The following is an 18,662-nucleotide window of genomic DNA, read 5'->3' as shown; positions in this document are numbered from 1 at the left end:
CGGCTTTCGGACACTCGGGAACCGGCTGATCGCCGAAAGGTTCGTACTGCGAATGTAGAGCTTGTCGACCTCCGGGGCGGCGGCTCCAGTCAGGAGCAGGGTATGCGGAAATTGGTCTTGGGAAGCGAGCCACGGGCGAAAGCCGGTGGAAAGGAACCGCGGGCGGAAAAGCGGTTGCAGCCTGTGGCCCCCCGGCAGGCGAAGGCTGACGCCGTAGCCAAGGCGCGGGTTGTAGCGCCTGACCTCGCCGCGCGGATCGGCAGCACCCCCGCCACCAAATTCAGGGGGGATCCCGACATCTTCGGTCGGCTGGTCGAGGACCACGATCGCCATCGCGCGCTCCTGGCCATGCTTGAGGAGACGAAGGGGAAGTCTCCTGATCGCGAGCGCCTCTTTGTTGAACTGGTTCATGAACTGAAGGCGCATGCCGCCGCAGAAGAGCAGGCGCTCTGGTCCAGCGTGCTGCGGAACCCGGCCACGACGGACTTCGCCCGCCACGCCGTCGCCGAACACAAGGAAATCGATGATCTCCTGGCGGATCTGGCCGCGCGAGACATGGCGTCGCCTGGATGGATCCGCCGTTTCGCCGCCCTGCGCGAAGAATACCTGCATCACATCCGCGAGGAGGAGCAGGAGCAGTTTGTCGCCGCTGAAGAGGTGTTGAGCCTTGCGGATCGCCGCTTCATGCGCACCGTCTTCAACAGGCGCAAGCAGGAAGAGAAGGCGGCCGCCGAGGTAGAGAAGAAGATCCGCCTCAAGGCCTGACGGTAATCTAGGGGGGCGTCGCCGCGTGACGTCGGGGAGGCGGTCAGCCGGGCAGCGACCTCTGATCGGGTCGCATCTTCTCAAAGGAGACCGCCGCAACGCGCCGCGCCAGGAGGTAGCCTGTGGGCGGAAGGCGAAAAAGCCCGGAGAAGGCGGGATCGCGCAGGTTGAGCCCGCCGGCATAGGCGCCGAAGGCCGGCAGGATCAGGCGGCTCCCGTCCGAAGCAAAGCAGGGGCGGCGAACCGAGCCTGCGGGGCCCTTTACGCGTGCGCAGGGATGTAGGTGTCCCGCGACCTCGGCCTCCACGGGCCCGGGCGTGGGTTCGTGGCGAAGCGAAAGACCCGCGACCTCGAACAGGTCCGCTGTTTCGCCGCCCAGGTCGCCTGCGCCTTCGGGGTCGTGATTGCCGACGACCCAGATCAGCCTGACCCTTTCCGCCAGGGCCCTGAGGCGTGTGCGCTCGTCCGAGACGAGACGTGTCGGCGCTCCACGGTCGTGGAGGGTGTCGCCAAGCAGGACGACGGTTCGGGGGGCGAGGGTCGCCACCTCGCGCTCCAGGCGGTTCAGGGTTTCGCGCGTGTCGTAGGGCGGAAGGAGCTGTCCGCGGGCGGCGTAGGCGGATCCCTTTTCGAGATGAAGGTCGGCGACCACCAGGGTGCGCTCCGCCGGCAACCAGAGGGCGCCGGACACGCGAAACACCACATCGGTTCCGGCCAGGCGCGTTGCGAAGGCGCCGTCGTCCGCCAGGCTTGAGACGGTCAAGACATGGCCTCGTCAATCAGGGCGGCGTCCTCCAGCATCATGTCTGCGGCGGTGGTTCCAGGCGCACGCTCCTTGCCGATCTCCATCAGCAGGGGCACGGCGAAGGGGGAAACATGCTGGAGCCGCTCAACCCTGATCCGGCCCGAGATGCGGGTGAGAAACTCCCCCAGGCGCGCCAGATCGAGAAGTCCGCGCGCCGCATCCTCGCGCGCGCAGGACAGGAGCAGATGGTCCGGATCGTGTCGGCGCAGGGTGTCGTAGATCAGATCGGCGGAGAAGGTGACCTGCCGTCCGTTCTTCTCATGGCCGGGGATGCGGCGCTCGATCAGGCCGCTGATCAGCGCACATTCCTTGAAGGCGCGTCTCACCATGAAACTCTCATCCAGCCAGGCTTCAAGATCGTCCCCCAGCATGTCCTGCTGGAACAGGGCGTCGAAATCGAGGCTGTCCATCGGCCGCAGGGACCAGACGCAAAGCGCATAGTCGTTGGCGAGGTAGCCGATCGGCCCGACCCCGGCCCGGTCCAGTCGGCGGGTCACCAGCATGGCCAGGGTGGCGTGGGCCAGCCGGCCCTCGAACGGATAGCAGACCATGTAGTGACGTTTGCCCCGGGTGAAGGTCTCGACCAGGAGATCATCCTCACCGGGCAGGCTGGAATGCGACTGCTGGGCGAACAACCATTCGCAGACGTCGGGCGGCAGCCGGGACCATGACGCCTGGTCGCTGATCATCCGCCGGACACGCTTGGCCAGGAAGGTGGAAAGCGCAAACCTGGAGCCGCCCCAGCTGGGAACCTTGGGCTGTTTCTCGTCCGAGCGGGTGACGATCGCGTCCGTCGCCCGAACCCCCTCGAAACGCCAGATCTCCCCGGCGAAGAGGAAGCTGTCGCCCGGGGTCAGCTGTTCGAAATACCACTCCTCGGCCTGGCCGATCTTGCGCCCGACGCCGCGTCGGCCCGCAAGCCGGATGTTGAGGGTCTGCGCCGTGACGATGACGCCGACATTCATCCGGTGCCGTCGCGCAGTCTCCTCATTGAGGACGCGCCAGCGGCCATCGGAATTGCGTATGATCCTTCGGAAGCGATCATAGCTTCTGAGCGCATAGCCGCCTGTCGACACGAAATCGACGACCTGCTCGAAGGCCTCCCAGGAAAGTCCCGCATAGGGCGCGGCCCGGCGCACCTCCTCATAGAGGTCAGCAAGGTCGAAGGGCTCCGAACAGGCGCAGCCCATGATGTGCTGCGCGAGGACGTCTCTCGCTCCGATCCGGGGCGGATCGCCGTCGAGGGCGTTTTCGGCCACCGCCTCCGCCGCCGCCTGGCACTCCAGCATCTCGAACCGGCTGGCGGGAACCAGGATAGCGCGGGAGGCCTCGTCCAGCCTGTGGTTGGCGCGTCCGATCCTTTGCACCAGCCGCGAGGCGCCCTTGGGCGCCGCAAGCTGGATGACCAGATCAACGGCGCCCCAGTCGATGCCCAGATCCAGCGTCGAGGTGCAGACCACCGCTCTCAGTTCATGGCGCGACATCGCCGCCTCGACCTTGCGGCGTTGCTCGGCTGAAAGGCTGCCGTGATGCAGAGCGATCGGCAGGTTGTCGTCATTGAGCCGCCATAGCTCCTGGAAGGCGAATTCGGCCTGCCAGCGGGTGTTGACGAAGACCAGGGTCGTGCGCGCCGTCTTTAGGGTCTCGTAGACCTCCGCCATGGCGTGCCGGGCGGTGTGACCGGCCCAGGGGACCCGGTTCTGCGAGAGCAGAACCTCGAGCCGGGGCGGCGCGCCAGCCTGGCCAAGGACGATGTCGTCGCCTCGGTCCGACAGCCAGCGTCTGACGCGAGCCGGATCGTCCACGGTCGCCGACAGACCGACGCAGCGGACGCCAGGCGCAAAAGTCCTCAGCCGCGCCAGCCCCAACGACAGCAGGTCCCCTCGTTTGGATCCGTGGATGGCGTGGATTTCATCGATGATCACGCATTCCAGATCCTGGAAATAGTCGCGCGCGCCCTTCCAGGCGCAGAACAGGGCCAGCTGTTCGGGCGTGGTCAGCAGAATGTCCGGGGGGAATGTCCTCTGACGCTGGCGCCGGGCCTGGCCGGTGTCGCCCGTGCGCGACTCCACGAGGATGGGGAGATCCATTTCCCTGACCGGGGTCAGGAGGTTCCGTTCGACATCGACCGCCAGGGCCTTGAGGGGGGAGATGTAGAGCGTATGAAGGGTCTTGCGGCCTTTGCGCGGGCCCCGTTCGGCCAGCTGTAGCAGGCTGGGCAAGAAGCCGGCGAGGGTCTTGCCGCCGCCTGTCGGCGCCACGAGCAGGACATCGGCGCCGGCTTTCGCTTTCTCGATCATGTCCCGCTGATGGGGGCGCAGCGTCCAGCCGCGATCCACGAACCAGTCGCGAAAGGTTGCAGGAAGCTGGCGTGTCGGATCCATGGGAGACGTCGTGATCCGGTGAGGCTTGGCCATGGTTTGAGCAACCCTCGACAGGAGCGCGCGTTCCCCGAAGCGGAGGCGCAGGCTGTGCATGTCGGGGGTTGAATGGCGAGGCTGACCCAGAAACGCGACCTGAGGAGCGGTCGATCTATTTGGGCCGACAGCCCGTTTACAGGGACGTCGGTTCGTCCTCTGAAGCAGGCCGTTTCGGTTGATGTCGCCGTCGTCGGCTCCGGGATCAGCGGCGCCCTTATGGCGCATGAGCTATCGCGCGACCACAGGCTGGCCGTCCTTGATCGCAGGGCGCCCCTGACGGGATCGACCATCGCCTCGACAGCGCTCCTGCAATGGGAGATCGATCTTCCACTGGAGGCGCTTGCGCGACGCATAGGCCGACCGAAGGCGCAGCGGGCCTATCTGCGCTCGCGGCGCGCGGTCGACGACCTGAAACAGATCATCGTCCAGGAGGGTATCCGTTGCGGCTACCGTGATCGCGACGCCCTCTATCTTGCCGGTGACGCCTATGGCCGCAGAGCCCTCGAAAGCGAGGCCGCAGCGAGGGCCGACGCCGGGTTGGAGAGCCGTTTTCTGCCGGCGGTGGAGGTTCTTGATCGGTTCGGGATCGACCGAACCGGCGCTATCCTCAGCGGCGGATCGGCCAGCGCCGATCCTGCTCAACTGACCGCAGGACTTCTGAGGCGCGCCCAGGCCCGGGGCGCAAGGCTCTTCTCACCGGTGGATGTGATCGAAGCCGTGTCGGATCCGGACGGGGTGACCCTGCTGACCAGCGCCGGTTTCGCTGTACGGGCTTCAGCGGTGGTCTTCTGTTGCGGTTACGAACGTCCCAAGGGCGTGACTGCGCCTGACTGCCGGGTGGTCTCGACCTGGGCGCTCGCGTCAAAGCCGGGATTCTCCGGTCCAGCCTGGCTGCGAGACACCCTCGTCTGGGAGGGATCAGACCCCTACCTCTACATGCGCACGAGCAATGACGGGCGATTGATCGTCGGCGGCGAGGATGAGGATTCGCCTACCGCCCACGCCAGCCAAGCGCTGCTGAAACGCAAGACAGCGCGCATCCTGGCCAAGCTTAAACACCTGCTTCCCGAGGTCGTGCTGGAGGTCGACTACGCCTGGGCCGGAGCCTTCGGCGAGAGCGCCACCGGCCTGCCCCATATCGCGCCGGTCCCCGGAATGGCCCATGCCTGGAGCGTCATGGGCTTTGGGGGCAACGGCATCACCTCCTCAGTGATCGCCAGCCAGATCGTGGCGGCCTGGGTGAGGGGCGAGACTGACCCGGACGCGGACCTCTATCGTCCCTGACAGGGAGCCCGCGGGCGTCCGCGGCGTTAGGCCAGATCACTGCGGCCGGACCGGTCGAGTTCGGGACTGACCTATGATCTCCATGGCCGATGTGGTGGGTGTCGCCGCCGCCCTGTGCTCCGTCAGCAGTTTCGCGCCCCAGATCTACAAGATCTGGAAGGAGCGCGACGCCTCCAGCGTCTCGCTCAAGACCTACGCCCTGACCGTGAGCTGCTTCATTCTATGGGTGTGTTACGGTCTCCTGACCGAGGCATGGCCCGTGACGCTCGCCAACGGCTGCGCCCTTGTCATGGCCAGCGGCGTCTTGCTGATGAAATGGCGCTTTGAACGGAAGGGCTAGGGACGGCCAAACGCACCGGATTGATCGAGGTCGCGCGGCGGCTCGCGGCCTTCTGTTCGGTACAGGACTCTTCGGGCGTTAGGCGGCCGTGGCGCGACCGCGATCTCGCGTCAGCGCAGTCCCTGAGGAACCCGGGTTTCGGGGGCGGGTTGAACGAAGGCGTCTGACCGGCCTTTCGCTCGATCCGGCAATGATCCGATATCAGGGAGTTTTCGACATGCCCGCCAAATCCGCAGCCCAGCAGAAGGCGGCTGGGGCCGCCCTGGCCGCAAAACGGGGCGATGCGCCGAAAAGCAAGCTTCGGGGCGCCTCGAAGTCCATGGAGGAAAGCATGACCCGCAAGGAGTTGGCGGAAATGGCTTCAACCCCACGCAAGGGCAAGCCGGAGCACACGGGCAAGTCGGCGTGATCCCTGGTTCCTTTGTCCTCTTCGCCTACCTAGGAGACGCCTGATGACTCAACCGGACAAACCGGCCGAACGCACCGGTCGCGAGGCCGAAAATGAGAATCTGCGCCCGCCGGACCGGGCCGGACAGCCGCCGCGGCCGGCGACCGAACCCAGAGGTTCCAAAGCCTCCGGGCTATCGACCGAAACTCGGACGGATCCGGGCTCAGGCGAGCCCAATCCCCGACACAGGGACAGCCGCTAGCCGAAGTCAGGGTGCGGGCGAGGGCGCACCGAGCATGGCTTCCAGCGTATGCAGCTCGTCCGCCTCCCTGGCCGGCTTGTCCCAGCGGATGCGGCTGATGCGGGGAAATCTCATGGCCACGCCGGACTTGTGGCGTTTGGACCTTTGCAGGCCCTCGAAGGCGACCTCGAGCACCAGCCCGAACTCGCGCGTCGCCGTGACGGAGCGGACGGGGCCGAAACGCTCGACCGTGTGCTCGCGCACGAACCTGTCGAGCTGTTTCAGCTCTTCGTCGGTGAAGCCGAAATAGGCCTTGCCGACGGGGGTGAGCACATGGACGCCGTCGGCGTCCTGGGTCCAGACCCCGAAGGTGTAGTCGGAGTAGAAGCTGGAGCGCTTGCCGTGACCGCGCTGGGCGTACATCAGGACGGCATCGATCAGACGCGGATCGCGCTTCCACTTGAACCAGGGCCCTCTGGGGCGGCCGGCTTCATAGACGCTGTCGAGCCGCTTCAGCATCAGCCCCTCCGCCGACTGCGGATCGCCCGGCGGCGGTTCGGCGCGACGGGCCGCCAGGTCTTCCCAGGTCCGGAAGGGCACGAGGGGCGACAGGTCGATGCGGTCAGAGCTGATCTGGGCGACGAAACCTTCCAGGCGCTTGCGGCGCTCGGCGAAGGGCAGGGCGCGCAGGTCTTCCCCGTCGGCGGCCAGAAGGTCGTAGGCGCGCACGCCCGCCGGGTGGCTGATCATCAGCTTGGCGTCCGCCGTCTTGCGGTTCAGCCTTTGCTGCAGGTCGCAGAAGGGCGCGACCCGACCCTCGCGCAGCACCAGAAGCTCGCCGTCGATGACCCCCTCGTAGGCCAGGGCGGCCACGACATCGGGAAAGGCTCCGGACACGTCTTCGCCGGTGCGGCTGTAGAGGCGTTTGACGCCCCTTTCGCTGACCGCCTGAACGCGGATGCCGTCCCACTTCCATTCGGCGGCGTATTCGCCGGGCTCCAGCCTGGGCAGGTCGACGGCTTCGTCGATCGGCTGGGCCAGCATGACCGGACGAAAGCGACCGTGCGCCATGGCCGAGGGGCGCTCGGTCCTGCCGTCCAGCCAGGCCAGAAGGTCGGCATAGGGCGGGGGCTGGGCGTGCCAGACCTCCTGTATGTCAGCGACCTCGACCCCGCCGAAGTCCGCCGCCGCCTGCCAGGCCAGTCGCGCCGAGACGCCGACGCGCAAGCCCCCGGTCACCAGCTTCAGCAGGGCCCAGCGCCCGTCGGCGTCAAGGGCGTCCAGCCAGGCTTCCAGCAGGGCCTGAACCTCGACCCGTTTGGCGGCGTTCAGGGTGTCGATCACCTCGGACAGTTCCGGCTCGCGGTTGGCGCCGTGACGGGCCGGCCAGATCAGGGCGACGGTCTCCGCCAGGTCGCCGACATAGTCGTAGGACAGGCGGAAGAGTTCGGGATCGACCCGCCCCTCGACGACCTGACGAATTACAGCCGGCTTGGCGGCGGCGAAGGAGAGGGCGCCCGTCAGGGCGGCCAGCGCCCAGCCCCGGTCGGGATCGGGGGCGTCGGCCAGGTGGTCGCGGATCAGCCGCAGCTTGGCGTTGCGCGAGGCTGTGAAGGACAGCCTGTCGAGCAGGGCGGCGAAGGCGCGCATCAGTCGTCGTCCTCGTCTTCATAGCCGACCAGATGCAGGGCGCGGGCCTTCAGCCCCTGCAGTTCAGCCCAGCGGCGCAGGGCGTCGTCACGGCCGTGGGTGATCCAGATTTCCTGCGGCGACAGTTCGGTCAGGGTGGCGGTCAGCTCGTCCCAGTCGGCGTGGTCGGAGAGGATCAGCGGCAGTTCTACGCCGCGCTGGCGTACCCGCGCCCGGACGCTCATCCAGCCCGAGGCGAAGGCCGTGACAGGATCGGGGAAACGTCGGCTCCAGCGGTCGGCGATGGCGGAGGGCGGAGCGACGACGATGCGCCCGGCGAAGTCGGCCTTTGATCCCGTGGCCGGGGCCAGCGGTCCCAGATCGACGCCGAAATGCTCGTACAGCCGGTTCAGCCTTTCCAGGGCGCCGTGGACATAGATGGTCTCGTCATAGCCCGCCTCGCGCAGCAGACGGATGACGCGCTGCGCCTTGCCCAGGGCGTAGGCGCCGACCAGATGGGCCCGCTCCGGGAACTGCTGGACCGAGCGCAGCAGCCTTCCGATCTCCTGGGTGTCGGGAGGGTGGCGAAAGACCGGCAGGCCGAACGTCGCCTCGGTGATGAAGACGTCGCTCGGCACGGGCTCGAAGGCGGCGCAGGTGGGATCGCGACGGCGCTTGTAGTCGCCCGAGGCGGTGACGGTCAGGCCGCCCTGACGGACGGTCGCCTGGGCCGAGCCCAGAACATGTCCGGCCGGGGCCAGCGAGATCTCAACGCCGCCGACCTTGAGCCGCTCGCCATAGGCCAGAGCCTGGGTGCGCCCGGCGAAGTCCGCGCCATAGCGCTCGCCCATGATGGCCAGGGTCTCGACCGTGGCCAGGACGGCGCCGTGTCCCGCGCGGGCATGATCCGCATGACCATGGGTGATCACGGCCCGGTCCACCGGGCGCGGCGGGTCAATGTAGAAGTCGCCTCCCGGGCACCACAGGCCGGCGGGGGTGGGCTGGAGGACCGAGGCGAAACCTTGATTGGGCGAGGGCATGCGCTTCGGGCGTCTCCAGGTGAAGGCCGTCGCCCGGCGGCGGCAAGCGCGCCGTGGGGCGGCAAGGGAGAACGCGGCGGGCTCGCCAGCGTTGCGAGGGTCGGGTCGGCGGCCGGGTGGAACGTCGCGAGGGACGAGGACATTAGATCGGCGTCCCCTGCGCCGCCCCTGGCCGGGACAGGCGCCAAAACGAGGAAGAGCCATGTCCGATCGTCTCGCCATGCAGGATCCGCGCAACCAGTATCCCCGACCGCCCTTTCCCCGTCAGCCCCAGGCTGAACCCGGCCTGGCGGGCCGGATGATCCCGCGACCCGACCACGGAGAGGACAGCTATGTCGGACATGGCCGTCTGAAAGGGCGCCGGGCCCTGATCACGGGCGGTGATTCCGGCATCGGGCGGGCGACGGCGATCGCGTTTGCCCGAGAAGGTGCGGACGTGGCCATCGGCTACCTGCCGTCCGAGGAGGCGGACGCCGCAGAGGTGGTCGCCCTGATCGAGAAGGCCGGGGTGAAGGCCCTGGCCCTGGCCGGCGACGTCAGTGACGAAGCGTGGAACAGGACCATGACGGCCCGCGTCGTCGAGGCGTTCGGCGGCCTGGACATCCTGGTCGTCAACGCCGGCCACCAGCAGTACCGCGAGGATATATCAGAGGTTTCGACGGCGGATTTCGACGCCACGATGAAGACCAATCTCTACGCCTTGCACTGGATTTGTCAGGCCGCAGCGCCTCATCTGCCGCCGGGCGCGGCCATCATCACCACCGCCTCGATCCAGGCCTATGAGCCGTCGGACATCCTGTTGGATTATGCGACCACCAAGGCCGGGATCGTCGCCTACACCAAGGCCCTGGCCAAGCAGATGATCGAGAAGGGCGTGCGGGTGAACGCCGTCGCGCCGGGACCCTTCTGGACGGTGCTGCAGCCCAGCGGCGGTCAGCCTCAGGAGAAGGTTGAGCAGTTCGGGGCCCACAGCGCCTTCGGCCGGCCGGGGCAGCCCGTGGAGATCGCTCCGGTCTATGTCCTGCTGGCCTCCCAGGAAGCCAGCTTCGTCACCGGAGAGGTCTGGGGCGTGACCGGCGGGGCCGGGATCGGCTGACCAAAAGCCCGCCTGATCTAGGCGGCGTGCCGCGCTTCGTCCGGTCGAAGGGTCAGGACCCGGACGCCGTCGCGGGTGACGGCGACGGTGTGTTCGAACTGGGCGGAGAGCTTGCCGTCGGCGGTGACGACGGTCCATCCGTCGTCCAGGGTCTCCACGGTGCGGCGGCCCTGGTTGAGCATGGGCTCGATGGTGAAGACCATGCCTTCGCGCAGCCTCATGCCGGTTCCGGGCTTGCCGAAATGCAGGACCTGGGGCGCTTCGTGCATCTCGCGGCCTATGCCGTGGCCGCAGAAGTCACGCACGATGGAATAGCCGTTCTTCGTCGCGTGCCGCTCGATGGCGTGGCCGATATCTCCCAGCGTGGCGCCGGGACGGACGGTGCGGATCCCCTTCCACATGGCCTCATAGGTGGTCTGGACCAGGCGTCGGGCGGGGCGGGCCACCTCGCCGATGAGATAGGTCTTGCTGGAATCGGCGATGAAGCCGTCCTTCTCCAGGGTGATGTCCAGATTGATAATGTCGCCGTCGCACAGGATCTCGTCGGCGGACGGCACGCCGTGGCAGACGACCTGGTTGCGCGAACTGTTGAGCACGAAGCCGTAGCCGTACTGGCCCTTGCTGGCAGGTCGAGCTTTCAGTTCATCGACGATGAAGGTCTCGACCAGGCTATCGATCTGCAGGGTGCTCATGCCTGCCAGCGTCAGGCCGTCCAGATAGGTGAAGACCGAAGCCAGCAGCCGTCCGGCCTCGGCCATCAGTTCGATCTCGGCAGGGGTCTTGGTCATGCGACGGCAGAGCCGGCCAGGTCGGCGCAGACGCCGGCCGCCTTGAGTTCGCGCGCGGCCAGTTCCTGAAAGGACAGGCCGGGGTTCAACTCGCCCAGCATGCCGATCCTGATCCAGAAGGCGGCCTGGGCGTTGATGGAGCGACAGGAGGCCTTGCTGGCCCGGCGCAACTGCTCGTGCAGTTCGTCTTCGATATTGACGATGCCCATGGGGGATCCTGAATATATGTTTCGCACATGAATCATATATCGACATGTCTTGAAGGGCAAGCGCATGCGGTGATCCGCCTGCGGGCCTCGGCCGCTTCAGACTTCGAACACGCGGTAGGGCTTGTCGCCCAGGGTGAGAGCGGCGCGGGTCTGACAAGGGCTTTGGTCGCCGGGATCGGCGTCTCTGGCAGACGGCTCCATTGGCCTTCTGACCCATGCTTTACGGTCACGCTGTACCTTGTCGAGAAAGGAACGTATCATGAACAAATGGCGCGTATCGAACTTCGACGAAAGCTCTCCATCCTGTCTGACGCGGCCAAGTATGACGCCTCGTGCGCATCCTCCGGCGCCCCCAGGCGCAACTCCCTCGGGGGCAAGGGCGTAGGTTCGACGGAGGGCATGGGCATCTGCCACGCCTATACGCCGGACGGGCGCTGCGTCAGCCTGCTGAAGATACTGCTGACCAACTTCTGCATCTACGATTGCGTCTACTGCATCAATCGGTCGTCCTCGAACGTCGAGCGGGCGCGGTTCACGGTCGACGAGGTGGTCGACCTGACGCTGGCCTTCTACAAGCGCAACTACATCGAGGGACTGTTCCTCTCGTCCGGCGTCGTTCGCTCGGGGGATTACACGATGGAGCAGCTGGTCGAGGTTGCACGCCGCCTGCGCGAGGATCACGACTTTCGAGGCTATATCCACCTCAAGCTGATCCCCGAGGCGGACGAACGGCTGGTGGCTTTGGCGGGGCGCTACGCCGACCGTCTGTCGGCCAACATCGAGCTGCCGCGCGACGAGGCCCTGGGGCGGTTGGCTCCCGAAAAGGACGCCCGCCTGATCCGCAAGACCATGGGGCGGGTCAGGCTGAGGCTGGAAGCGGCCAGGCCCGGAAAGAGGGACCGGGCCCGCCCCCCGGCTTTTGCGCCCGCGGGCCAGTCGACCCAACTGATCGTCGGGGCGGACGGCGCGCCGGACACGGAAATCCTGGACCGCAGCGCCTCTCTCTATGGCGGTTACCGCCTGCGCCGGGTCTATTATTCGGCCTTCAGCCCCATTCCCGACAGCTCCAGCATCCTGCCGCTGTCGAAACCCCCGCTCATGCGCGAGCATCGCCTCTATCAGGCGGACTGGCTGATGCGCTTCTACGGCTTCACCGCGCCCGAGATCGGGGAGGGGGCGTCGGACGGCATGCTGGATCTGGCGGTCGATCCCAAGCTGGCCTGGGCGTTGAAGCGGCGCGACGTCTTCCCGACGGATGTCAATCTGGCGGCCCGCGAAGATCTGTTGCGCGTTCCGGGGCTGGGGGTGAAGGCGGTGGATCGCATCCTGTCTGTCCGGCGCTATCGCACCCTGCGCCTGGAGGACGTGGCGCGTCTGACGCGTTCCATAGACAAGGTGCGCCCCTGGATCGTCGCCCTGGACTGGACACCCGGAGGATTGACGGACGCGGCTGATCTTCGCGCCCGACTGGCCCCCAGCCGCGCACCGGAACAGTTGAGCCTGTTCTGATGCGCACCGCCAGGCTGGAGAACGAGACGGATTTCGCCGGATGGAAGGCGGTCGCTCGCCGGCTGCGCATGGACGGGGTCGAGCCCGCCAGCGTCCGCTTTGTCACGGCCGGTTCTTTCCAGGGCGGGCTTTTCGACGCTGACGGGGAGGCGAGCGCGATAGCCGTGGACGACGCCTTCGTCGTTCCTCGAGCCTTCATGGAAACGGCAGGCGACCTGATCCTGCATCGCGCGCCGGATCGGTTCGACCTGATGTACCGCTTGCTGTGGCGGCTGCGGGACGAACCCGATCTGATGCGGGTGGCGTCTGATCCGGATGTCGCCGCAGCGGCCGAGCGTGTGAAGAACGTGCGCCGCGCCAGCCACAAGATGAAGGCCTTCGTTCGTTTTCGTGAGACAAGCGATGCGCAAGGCGAGCGCTGGGTCGCCTGGTTTGAGCCGGCGCATCGCGTTCTGGAGAAGACCGCCCCCTTCTTCGCGCGACGCTACAGCACGATGCGGTGGACCATTCTCACGCCGGACGGGACCGCTCACTGGGATGGGGACGGTCTCGTCCTTGGCCCTCCGGGACGACAGGAGGAGGCGCCGCAGGACGACGAGGTCGAGGATTTCTGGCGCACCTACTATGCCTCGACCTTTAATCCGGCACGTCTGCGCACGCGCATGATGCAGTCGGAGATGCCGAAGCGGTACTGGAAGAACCTGCCCGAGGCGTCTCTGATTCCCGGACTGGTGGCCTCGGCCGCGACCCGCACCGAGGTCATGGTCTCCGAACCCTCGCCCCTTCCCAATGAGAAGTTCCGGCGCCTTCGCCCGCCGACCGTGGATCGGACGGCGACCGATGAGCTTGTCGCCTTGGAACCGGCGGACCTGGAGCGAGGCGTGCAGAACTGCCGTCGCTGCCCCCTCTGGCGGGATGCGACCCAGGGCGTTTGCGGGCAGGGAGCGCGCGAGGCGCGTCTGATGATCGTGGGCGAGCAGCCCGGCGATCATGAAGACCTGGCGGGACAACCCTTCGTCGGGCCAGCAGGTCAGGTTCTCGACGCCGCCCTGGCTGAAGCGGGCGTCCATCGCGCAGGGGTCTACCTGACCAATGCGGTCAAGCACTTCAAGCATGAGCCGCGCGGCAAGCGCCGCCTGCACAAGACGCCCGGCGCGGGCGAGGTCCAGGCCTGCCGTTGGTGGCTCGATCAGGAACGAAGACTCGTCAAACCGCGGCTCATCCTCGCCATGGGCGCGACCGCGGGCCTGGCGGTCCTGGGACGAAAGCCCTCCATCCTGTCGGAGCGGGGCGTCGTGATTGAAACCTCGGATGGCGCGCGCGTTCTGCTGACGCTCCATCCCGCCTTTGTCTTGCGTGCGCCCGATCCTGAAGCGCGTCGCCGCGCCTATGCGACACTCGTCGAAGACCTCAGGATGGCTTGGAAAGAAGCGGAGTTGGCCTGATCCGGTCCGACCTCGGCTGGGCCACGAGCAGTGACCACTAGCGTCGCTTGTCTACATTGACGGCAGGGGAGGCGTCGACGAGCGGCGCCTCCCTTGTCTCTTTAAAACTGTTTCGCATCCGGAGTGTTGGTCGCTGATTTGAAGCGCCAGCTTCACTGTGGATTTGCGGAGGCGTCGTGGGTGCGACACCGACGCCCACTACGCCTCCCGGACCTTCAAGGGGGATGCGATGTTGAAATCCGTGGCGAACAAGGCTGGCCTGCTGACGGGCGCGGCGATGCTGGGTCTGATGGCGGGCGGCGCGGCCCAGGCCCAGAGCGTGGCCCAGGACCATGTCTCGACAGTGGACGACGTCATCGTCACCGCCCAGCTGCGTGCTCAGGACCCGATCGAGGTTCCTTTCGCCCTGACGGCCTATAGCGGCCAGTTCCTTGAGAACCTGGGCGTGCAGGAGTTCGAACAGCTGTCGGCCTTCGTGCCCGGTTTCCTGGTGCAGAACCAGTCGCCGAACAATCCGGGCTTCGTCATGCGGGGCATCACCTCGGACTCGGGCGCGGCCACGGCCGAGCCGCGCGTTTCGGTGTTCCAGGACGGGGTGTCGATCTCCAAGTCGCGCGGTTCCTATGTCGAGTTGTTCGATCTGGAGCGGGTCGAGATCGCCAAGGGACCGCAATCGACCCTCTATGGTCGCGGCGCCTTGATCGGGGCGGTCAATCTGGTGCAGAACCGCGCCCGTCCGGGGCAGTTCGACGCCGAGATGCGCGCCGAGATCGGCGACTACGGCTACCGCTCGGTCGAGGGTTTCGTGAACGCGCCGGTAGGCGAGGATGCGGCCCTGCGTCTGGCCACGCGGATGAAGACCCGCGACGGTTCGGTCGAGAACCTGCTGGGCGGGGAAGACTACAACGGCATCGAAACCAAGGCCTTCCGCCTGTCGGGTGCCTGGGAGCCGACGGACACGCTGCGCGCCGACCTGATCGCCAACTATCAGACCGACGCCGCCACCGGCACCTCGTTCAAGTCCATCGCCTATGATCCGGCCGACCCGACGACGGGCGCTGTTCTGGGCGGGCGGGCGCCGTGGGACGGCGCGGCACTGACGCCGGGCGCCGCCTTCGACGGCGGAAAGAGCCTGGGCCTGGACCGCAAGGTGTGGGGCGTGACGGGTCTGGTGAAGTGGACGCTGACGCCGTCGCTGTCGCTGAACTCGACCACGGCCTATCGCCAGTTCGACTCCTACGAGACCTTCGACGCTGACGGTTTGTCGCTGCCGCTGCTGACGGCGGCGGAGGAGGCCTATGGCGAGCAATGGAGCCAGGAGTTCCGACTGAACTGGGACAATGGCGGGCGCCTGTCGGGCTTCGTCGGCGCCGGCTGGTTCCGCGAGGAGGGTTATCAGCGCACGCCGACCCAGTTCGACGAGCGCATCGCCCTGGCCCAACTGGCCGGACTGCTGGACGGATCACCGACGGCGGTGGGCCGCAACACCCTGCCTGTTTCGGCCTATCCGACCGTGGCGCGCCAGTTCCTGCAGGCGACGCTGACGCCCCTGGGCGCCGGGGCCCTGGCCGCGCCGATCGCGGCGAACCTGAAGTCGGCGCACATCGAGATCCCGATCAACAGCGCCGATCTGACCTCCTGGGACCTGTTCGCTGATCTGACGTTCAAGGCCACGGACCGGCTCGAGTTCGCGGGCGGGGTTCGCTACACCCGCGATGACAAGACCACGGGCTACGCCAGCTCGGTCGCCAACGGCCGGTCCATCGCCGGCGGTCTGCTGGCGGTGCTGCAGGGCGCGGTCCCGGCAGCCCAGGTTCCGGCCCTGCTGGGCGGTCTGGCCAATCCCAATGCAGTCAACCTGCCGGCCTCGGCCCTGCCGCTCTTTGGCCTGACGGCCCAGCCGACCGCCAACAACGGCGACTTCGTCTACGGCGACCATGATGACGACGGCTTCACCTGGCGTCTGACCGCCCGTTACGCCCTGTCGGACGAGGCCAGCCTCTACGCCAACTACGCGCGGGGCCGTCGCCCTGAGGTTCTGAGCGTCAGCGGCCCTTCCGCTCCGCTGGGCGCGCCGACCTTCAAGGTCATCGAGGCTGAGACGGTCGACAGCTTCGAAATCGGCGCCAAGGCGGCGCTGATGGACGGTCGCCTGCGTCTGGACGGCGCGGTCTTCCACTACGCCTATGACAACTTCCAGACCACGGTCCAGGAAGGCACCCGCTTCATCACCACCAATGCGGGCGAGGCCAGCGCCTATGGCTTCGAGGGGCAGGTCTTCTGGGCCGCCGCCGAGAACGTCGATCTGTTCGGCACCTACGGCTACAACCACTCGCGCTTTGAAGCGGGCCTCTATGACGGCAACCATTTCCGCCTGTCGCCGGACAACATGGCCTCGATCGGCGCGATCTGGCGTCTGCCGGTCGCGGGCGGCGTGGTCGAGGTCCAGCCGACCTGGACCTGGCAGTCCAAGGTCTTCTTCGACGACAACAACGACATCCCGGCCTTGCAGACCCAGAACTTCGTCGCCGACCTGGTCCAGGACGAATATCAGGACAGCTATGGCTTGCTGAACCTGCGGGTCCGCTACGCCTCGGCGTCCGGAAACTGGGGCGTCGAGGCCTTCGGCGAGAACCTGCTGGACGAGGAATACATCAAGGACGCGGGCAATACGGGCGATGCGCTCGGCCTGCCGACCTTCATCGCCGGACGCCCCGCCAGCTACGGCGTGGGCTTCACCGTTCGCTACTGAGGGCCAGGCGCATGACCATGAACCGTCGCGGCCTTCTGGGCCTGTTCGGGGCTGGAGCGGCCATCGGCGCGACGCCCGCAATGGCGGAGGCGGATTCGGTCGCTTTCGCTCACGGCGTCGCCTCAGGCGATCCCGGGACGGACCGGGTGATCCTGTGGACGCGCGTGACGCCGGGGGAGGGCTTCAACGGCCCGATCTCCGTGACTTGGCGCGTTCTGGATGGTGAAGCCGTAGCGGCTTCAGGCCGGTTCGAGACCGGTCCTGAGCGCGACTACACGGTCAAGATCGATGCCGCGGGTCTGCGTCCCGGCCGGGACTATCGCTATGATTTCGCCGTCGGCGAAACGCGTTCGCCGATCGGCCGCACCCGCACCCTGGCGGCCGAGGGCGTGACGCCGGTCAATCTGGCGGTCGTGTCGTGCCAGCTCTATCCGGGCGGCCTGTTCAACGCCTATGAAGCCATCGCCGCCCTGCCGTGGCTGGACGCCGTGGTCCATCTGGGCGACTACATCTACGAATATGGGTCCGAGGCCGACGCCTATGGCATGGTCACGGGCGCCGCGCTGAACCGCATCCCAGAGCCGCGCCACGAGATTGTGACCCTGGCCGACTATCGGAGCCGTCACGCCCAGTACAAGACCGACGCCGACCTGCAGGCCGCCCACGCACGCGTCCCCTTCATCTGCGTCTGGGATGACCATGAGACAGCCAATGACGCCTGGCTGCACGGCGCCGAGAATCACCAGCCTGAGACCGAAGGCGACTTCGCGGTTCGCAAGGCGGCGGCGCTCAAGGCCTACTATGAGTGGATGCCGATCCGCGAAGCGGCGCCGGGGGCGCTGAAGGAGGCCATCTATCGCAGCTTCCACTTCGGTGATGTGGCCAGCCTGATGATGGTTGAGACGCGGCTGACGGGTCGAACCGAGGCCCTGGATTACAGCAAGGATCTGACCGCCAAGGAGGGCCCTGACGGCGAAGCCGTGCTGGACCTCGATGCTTTCCGAGCCAGGCTCAATGACCCGGAGCGTGATCTGATGGGCCCGGAGCAACGCGCCTGGCTGACGCGCGAACTGGCGGCGTCCAAGGCGGCCGGCCGTCCGTGGCAGGTGCTCGGCAACCAGGTCGTGACCGCCCGCGTGGCCGGCCCCGACGTATCGCGCACCATGACGCCGGATCAGATCGAGGGCCTGATGGCGCGCGTGCCCGAGGCCTTCCGCGAGCAGTTCGAGCAAGCCCTTTTCCTGTTCAAGATGGGGCTGCCGTTCAATCTGGACGCCTGGGACGGCTATCCGGCGGGACGCGAGCGCCTCTACGCCGCCTTTGCCGAGGCGGGGGTCCAGCCCATCGTCCTGGCAGGCGACAGCCACGCCTTCTGGGTCAATGAGCTGAAGGATGCGAGCGGCGCCCGTCGCGCGATCGAATTCGGAACCAGCGCTGTCTCCAGCCCCTCGATCGGCGACGCCATCGGCGGCTTCCCGCTAGGGGCGGCGCTCATGCAGGCTAACGACGAGGTCGTCTTCTGCGACCAGTCGGCCAAAGGCTTCATTGTCATGACCTTGACGGCGGACAGGGCGGAGGCGGCCTTGATGCGGGTCTCGACCATCTTGGCCAAGCCGTTCGATGTCGTTCAACTGAAGCGCTTCAGTCTGGGGCTGGATGGCCGGCTCGCCGAAGAGACGGCCGCTTCGACGTAGGGCGCCCGGCGGAAGCGCGCAGGGGACGGAGGCTCGCTCCAGTCCTTGACGATGAGCTGGTGTCTTCCGAGGCCCCTTGGGGCACAATGGCGCGCGGAATCATGCGTCAGGAGGCTTGCATGTCGATCGGTCGAGCCGGCTTTGAGGTCTATCGCGGGAAGGGCCGCCACGCTCGTCGCGTTCGGATGGCGTCGGGCGGAGTCTTTTTGAACCTCTTCATGGCATGGCTCCGTCAGCGCGGCTGATCGAACCGCGTC

The 18,662-nt window shown here is 67.0% G+C and carries 15 protein-coding genes; 9 read left to right on the top strand and 6 right to left on the bottom strand.

Annotation, left to right across the window (positions count from 1 at the left end; translation table 11 throughout):
• The first annotated feature begins 102 nt into the window (after positions 1 to 102).
• On the top strand, positions 103 to 765 hold the full coding sequence (locus ACFYLW_RS06290; protein ID WP_312061935.1) for a hemerythrin domain-containing protein: 663 nt from the start codon (positions 103 to 105) through the stop codon (positions 763 to 765).
• A 43-nt stretch (positions 766 to 808) separates the two neighbouring features.
• On the opposite strand, the gene pdeM is transcribed toward ACFYLW_RS06290, so the two are convergent.
• Both pdeM and ACFYLW_RS06280 read right to left on the bottom strand, forming a co-directional pair.
• Positions 809 to 1,528: a ligase-associated DNA damage response endonuclease PdeM gene (pdeM, locus tag ACFYLW_RS06285; protein WP_312061936.1), complete on the bottom strand. Its 720-nt coding sequence runs from the start codon at positions 1,526 to 1,528 to the stop codon at positions 809 to 811.
• Entirely contained in the window at positions 1,525 to 3,954 is a 2,430-nt protein-coding gene (locus tag ACFYLW_RS06280; protein WP_312061937.1) for a ligase-associated DNA damage response DEXH box helicase, read from the bottom strand. Before ACFYLW_RS06280 ends, pdeM begins: the two co-directional genes overlap by 4 nt.
• Positions 3,955 to 4,059: 105 nt before the next feature.
• Between ACFYLW_RS06280 and ACFYLW_RS06275 the strand changes: the two genes are divergently transcribed.
• From ACFYLW_RS06275 to ACFYLW_RS06265, 3 genes are all read left to right on the top strand, one after another.
• Complete coding sequence (locus ACFYLW_RS06275; RefSeq protein WP_313472006.1) at positions 4,060 to 5,274, top strand: FAD-dependent oxidoreductase; 1,215 nt, start codon at positions 4,060 to 4,062, stop codon at positions 5,272 to 5,274.
• Positions 5,275 to 5,347: 73 nt separating this feature from the next.
• Positions 5,348 to 5,614, top strand: a complete 267-nt coding sequence (locus tag ACFYLW_RS06270; protein ID WP_390182925.1) for a SemiSWEET family sugar transporter — start codon at positions 5,348 to 5,350, stop codon at positions 5,612 to 5,614.
• A 217-nt stretch (positions 5,615 to 5,831) separates the two neighbouring features.
• Complete coding sequence (locus ACFYLW_RS06265) at positions 5,832 to 6,023, top strand: DUF3008 family protein (protein ID WP_312061940.1); 192 nt, start codon at positions 5,832 to 5,834, stop codon at positions 6,021 to 6,023.
• 247 nt (positions 6,024 to 6,270) lie between these two features.
• Here ACFYLW_RS06265 and ACFYLW_RS06260 read toward each other — a convergent pair whose 3' ends face one another.
• Both ACFYLW_RS06260 and ACFYLW_RS06255 read right to left on the bottom strand, forming a co-directional pair.
• Positions 6,271 to 7,893 (bottom strand): cisplatin damage response ATP-dependent DNA ligase, encoded by a 1,623-nt coding sequence (locus ACFYLW_RS06260; RefSeq protein WP_312061941.1) that lies wholly within the window; start codon positions 7,891 to 7,893, stop codon positions 6,271 to 6,273.
• Positions 7,893 to 8,912, bottom strand: coding sequence for a ligase-associated DNA damage response exonuclease (locus ACFYLW_RS06255; RefSeq protein WP_312061942.1), 1,020 nt, complete (start codon positions 8,910 to 8,912; stop codon positions 7,893 to 7,895). The genes ACFYLW_RS06260 and ACFYLW_RS06255 overlap by 1 nt, the downstream gene beginning before the upstream one ends.
• A gap of 202 nt (positions 8,913 to 9,114) precedes the next feature.
• Here ACFYLW_RS06255 and ACFYLW_RS06250 point away from each other — a divergent pair, with 202 nt between their 5' ends.
• Complete coding sequence (locus ACFYLW_RS06250) at positions 9,115 to 10,008, top strand: SDR family oxidoreductase (protein WP_312061943.1); 894 nt, start codon at positions 9,115 to 9,117, stop codon at positions 10,006 to 10,008.
• Positions 10,009 to 10,025: 17 nt separating this feature from the next.
• On the opposite strand, the gene map is transcribed toward ACFYLW_RS06250, so the two are convergent.
• Both map and ACFYLW_RS06240 read right to left on the bottom strand, forming a co-directional pair.
• A complete protein-coding gene (gene map / locus ACFYLW_RS06245; RefSeq protein WP_312061945.1) occupies positions 10,026 to 10,796 on the bottom strand; it encodes a type I methionyl aminopeptidase in 771 nt (256 codons plus the stop codon).
• The gene (locus ACFYLW_RS06240; RefSeq protein ID WP_292082875.1) at positions 10,793 to 11,005 is read right to left on the bottom strand and encodes a ParD-like family protein; all 213 of its coding nucleotides are present in this window, start codon (positions 11,003 to 11,005) and stop codon (positions 10,793 to 10,795) included. The genes map and ACFYLW_RS06240 overlap by 4 nt, the downstream gene beginning before the upstream one ends.
• Positions 11,006 to 11,272: 267 nt before the next feature.
• Between ACFYLW_RS06240 and ACFYLW_RS06235 the strand changes: the two genes are divergently transcribed.
• The 4 genes from ACFYLW_RS06235 to ACFYLW_RS06220 all read left to right on the top strand — a co-directional run bounded on the left by ACFYLW_RS06235 (position 11,273) and on the right by ACFYLW_RS06220 (position 18,405).
• Positions 11,273 to 12,514 (top strand): putative DNA modification/repair radical SAM protein, encoded by a 1,242-nt coding sequence (locus tag ACFYLW_RS06235; protein WP_312061946.1) that lies wholly within the window; start codon positions 11,273 to 11,275, stop codon positions 12,512 to 12,514.
• The gene (locus ACFYLW_RS06230) at positions 12,514 to 13,959 is read left to right on the top strand and encodes a UdgX family uracil-DNA binding protein (RefSeq protein WP_312061947.1); all 1,446 of its coding nucleotides are present in this window, start codon (positions 12,514 to 12,516) and stop codon (positions 13,957 to 13,959) included. Before ACFYLW_RS06235 ends, ACFYLW_RS06230 begins: the two co-directional genes overlap by 1 nt.
• A gap of 229 nt (positions 13,960 to 14,188) precedes the next feature.
• The gene (locus ACFYLW_RS06225) at positions 14,189 to 16,711 is read left to right on the top strand and encodes a TonB-dependent receptor domain-containing protein (protein ID WP_312061949.1); all 2,523 of its coding nucleotides are present in this window, start codon (positions 14,189 to 14,191) and stop codon (positions 16,709 to 16,711) included.
• Positions 16,712 to 16,722: 11 nt separating this feature from the next.
• A complete protein-coding gene (locus tag ACFYLW_RS06220) occupies positions 16,723 to 18,405 on the top strand; it encodes an alkaline phosphatase D family protein (protein WP_313472007.1) in 1,683 nt (560 codons plus the stop codon).
• The last annotated feature ends 257 nt before the right edge of the window (positions 18,406 to 18,662 follow it).

Source organism: Brevundimonas sp. NPDC007368 (assembly GCF_042869015.1).
Classification (GTDB): domain Bacteria; phylum Pseudomonadota; class Alphaproteobacteria; order Caulobacterales; family Caulobacteraceae; genus Brevundimonas.
The sequence above is the reverse complement of the archived record's forward strand: the minus strand, read 5'-3'. Positions and strand labels throughout refer to the sequence as shown.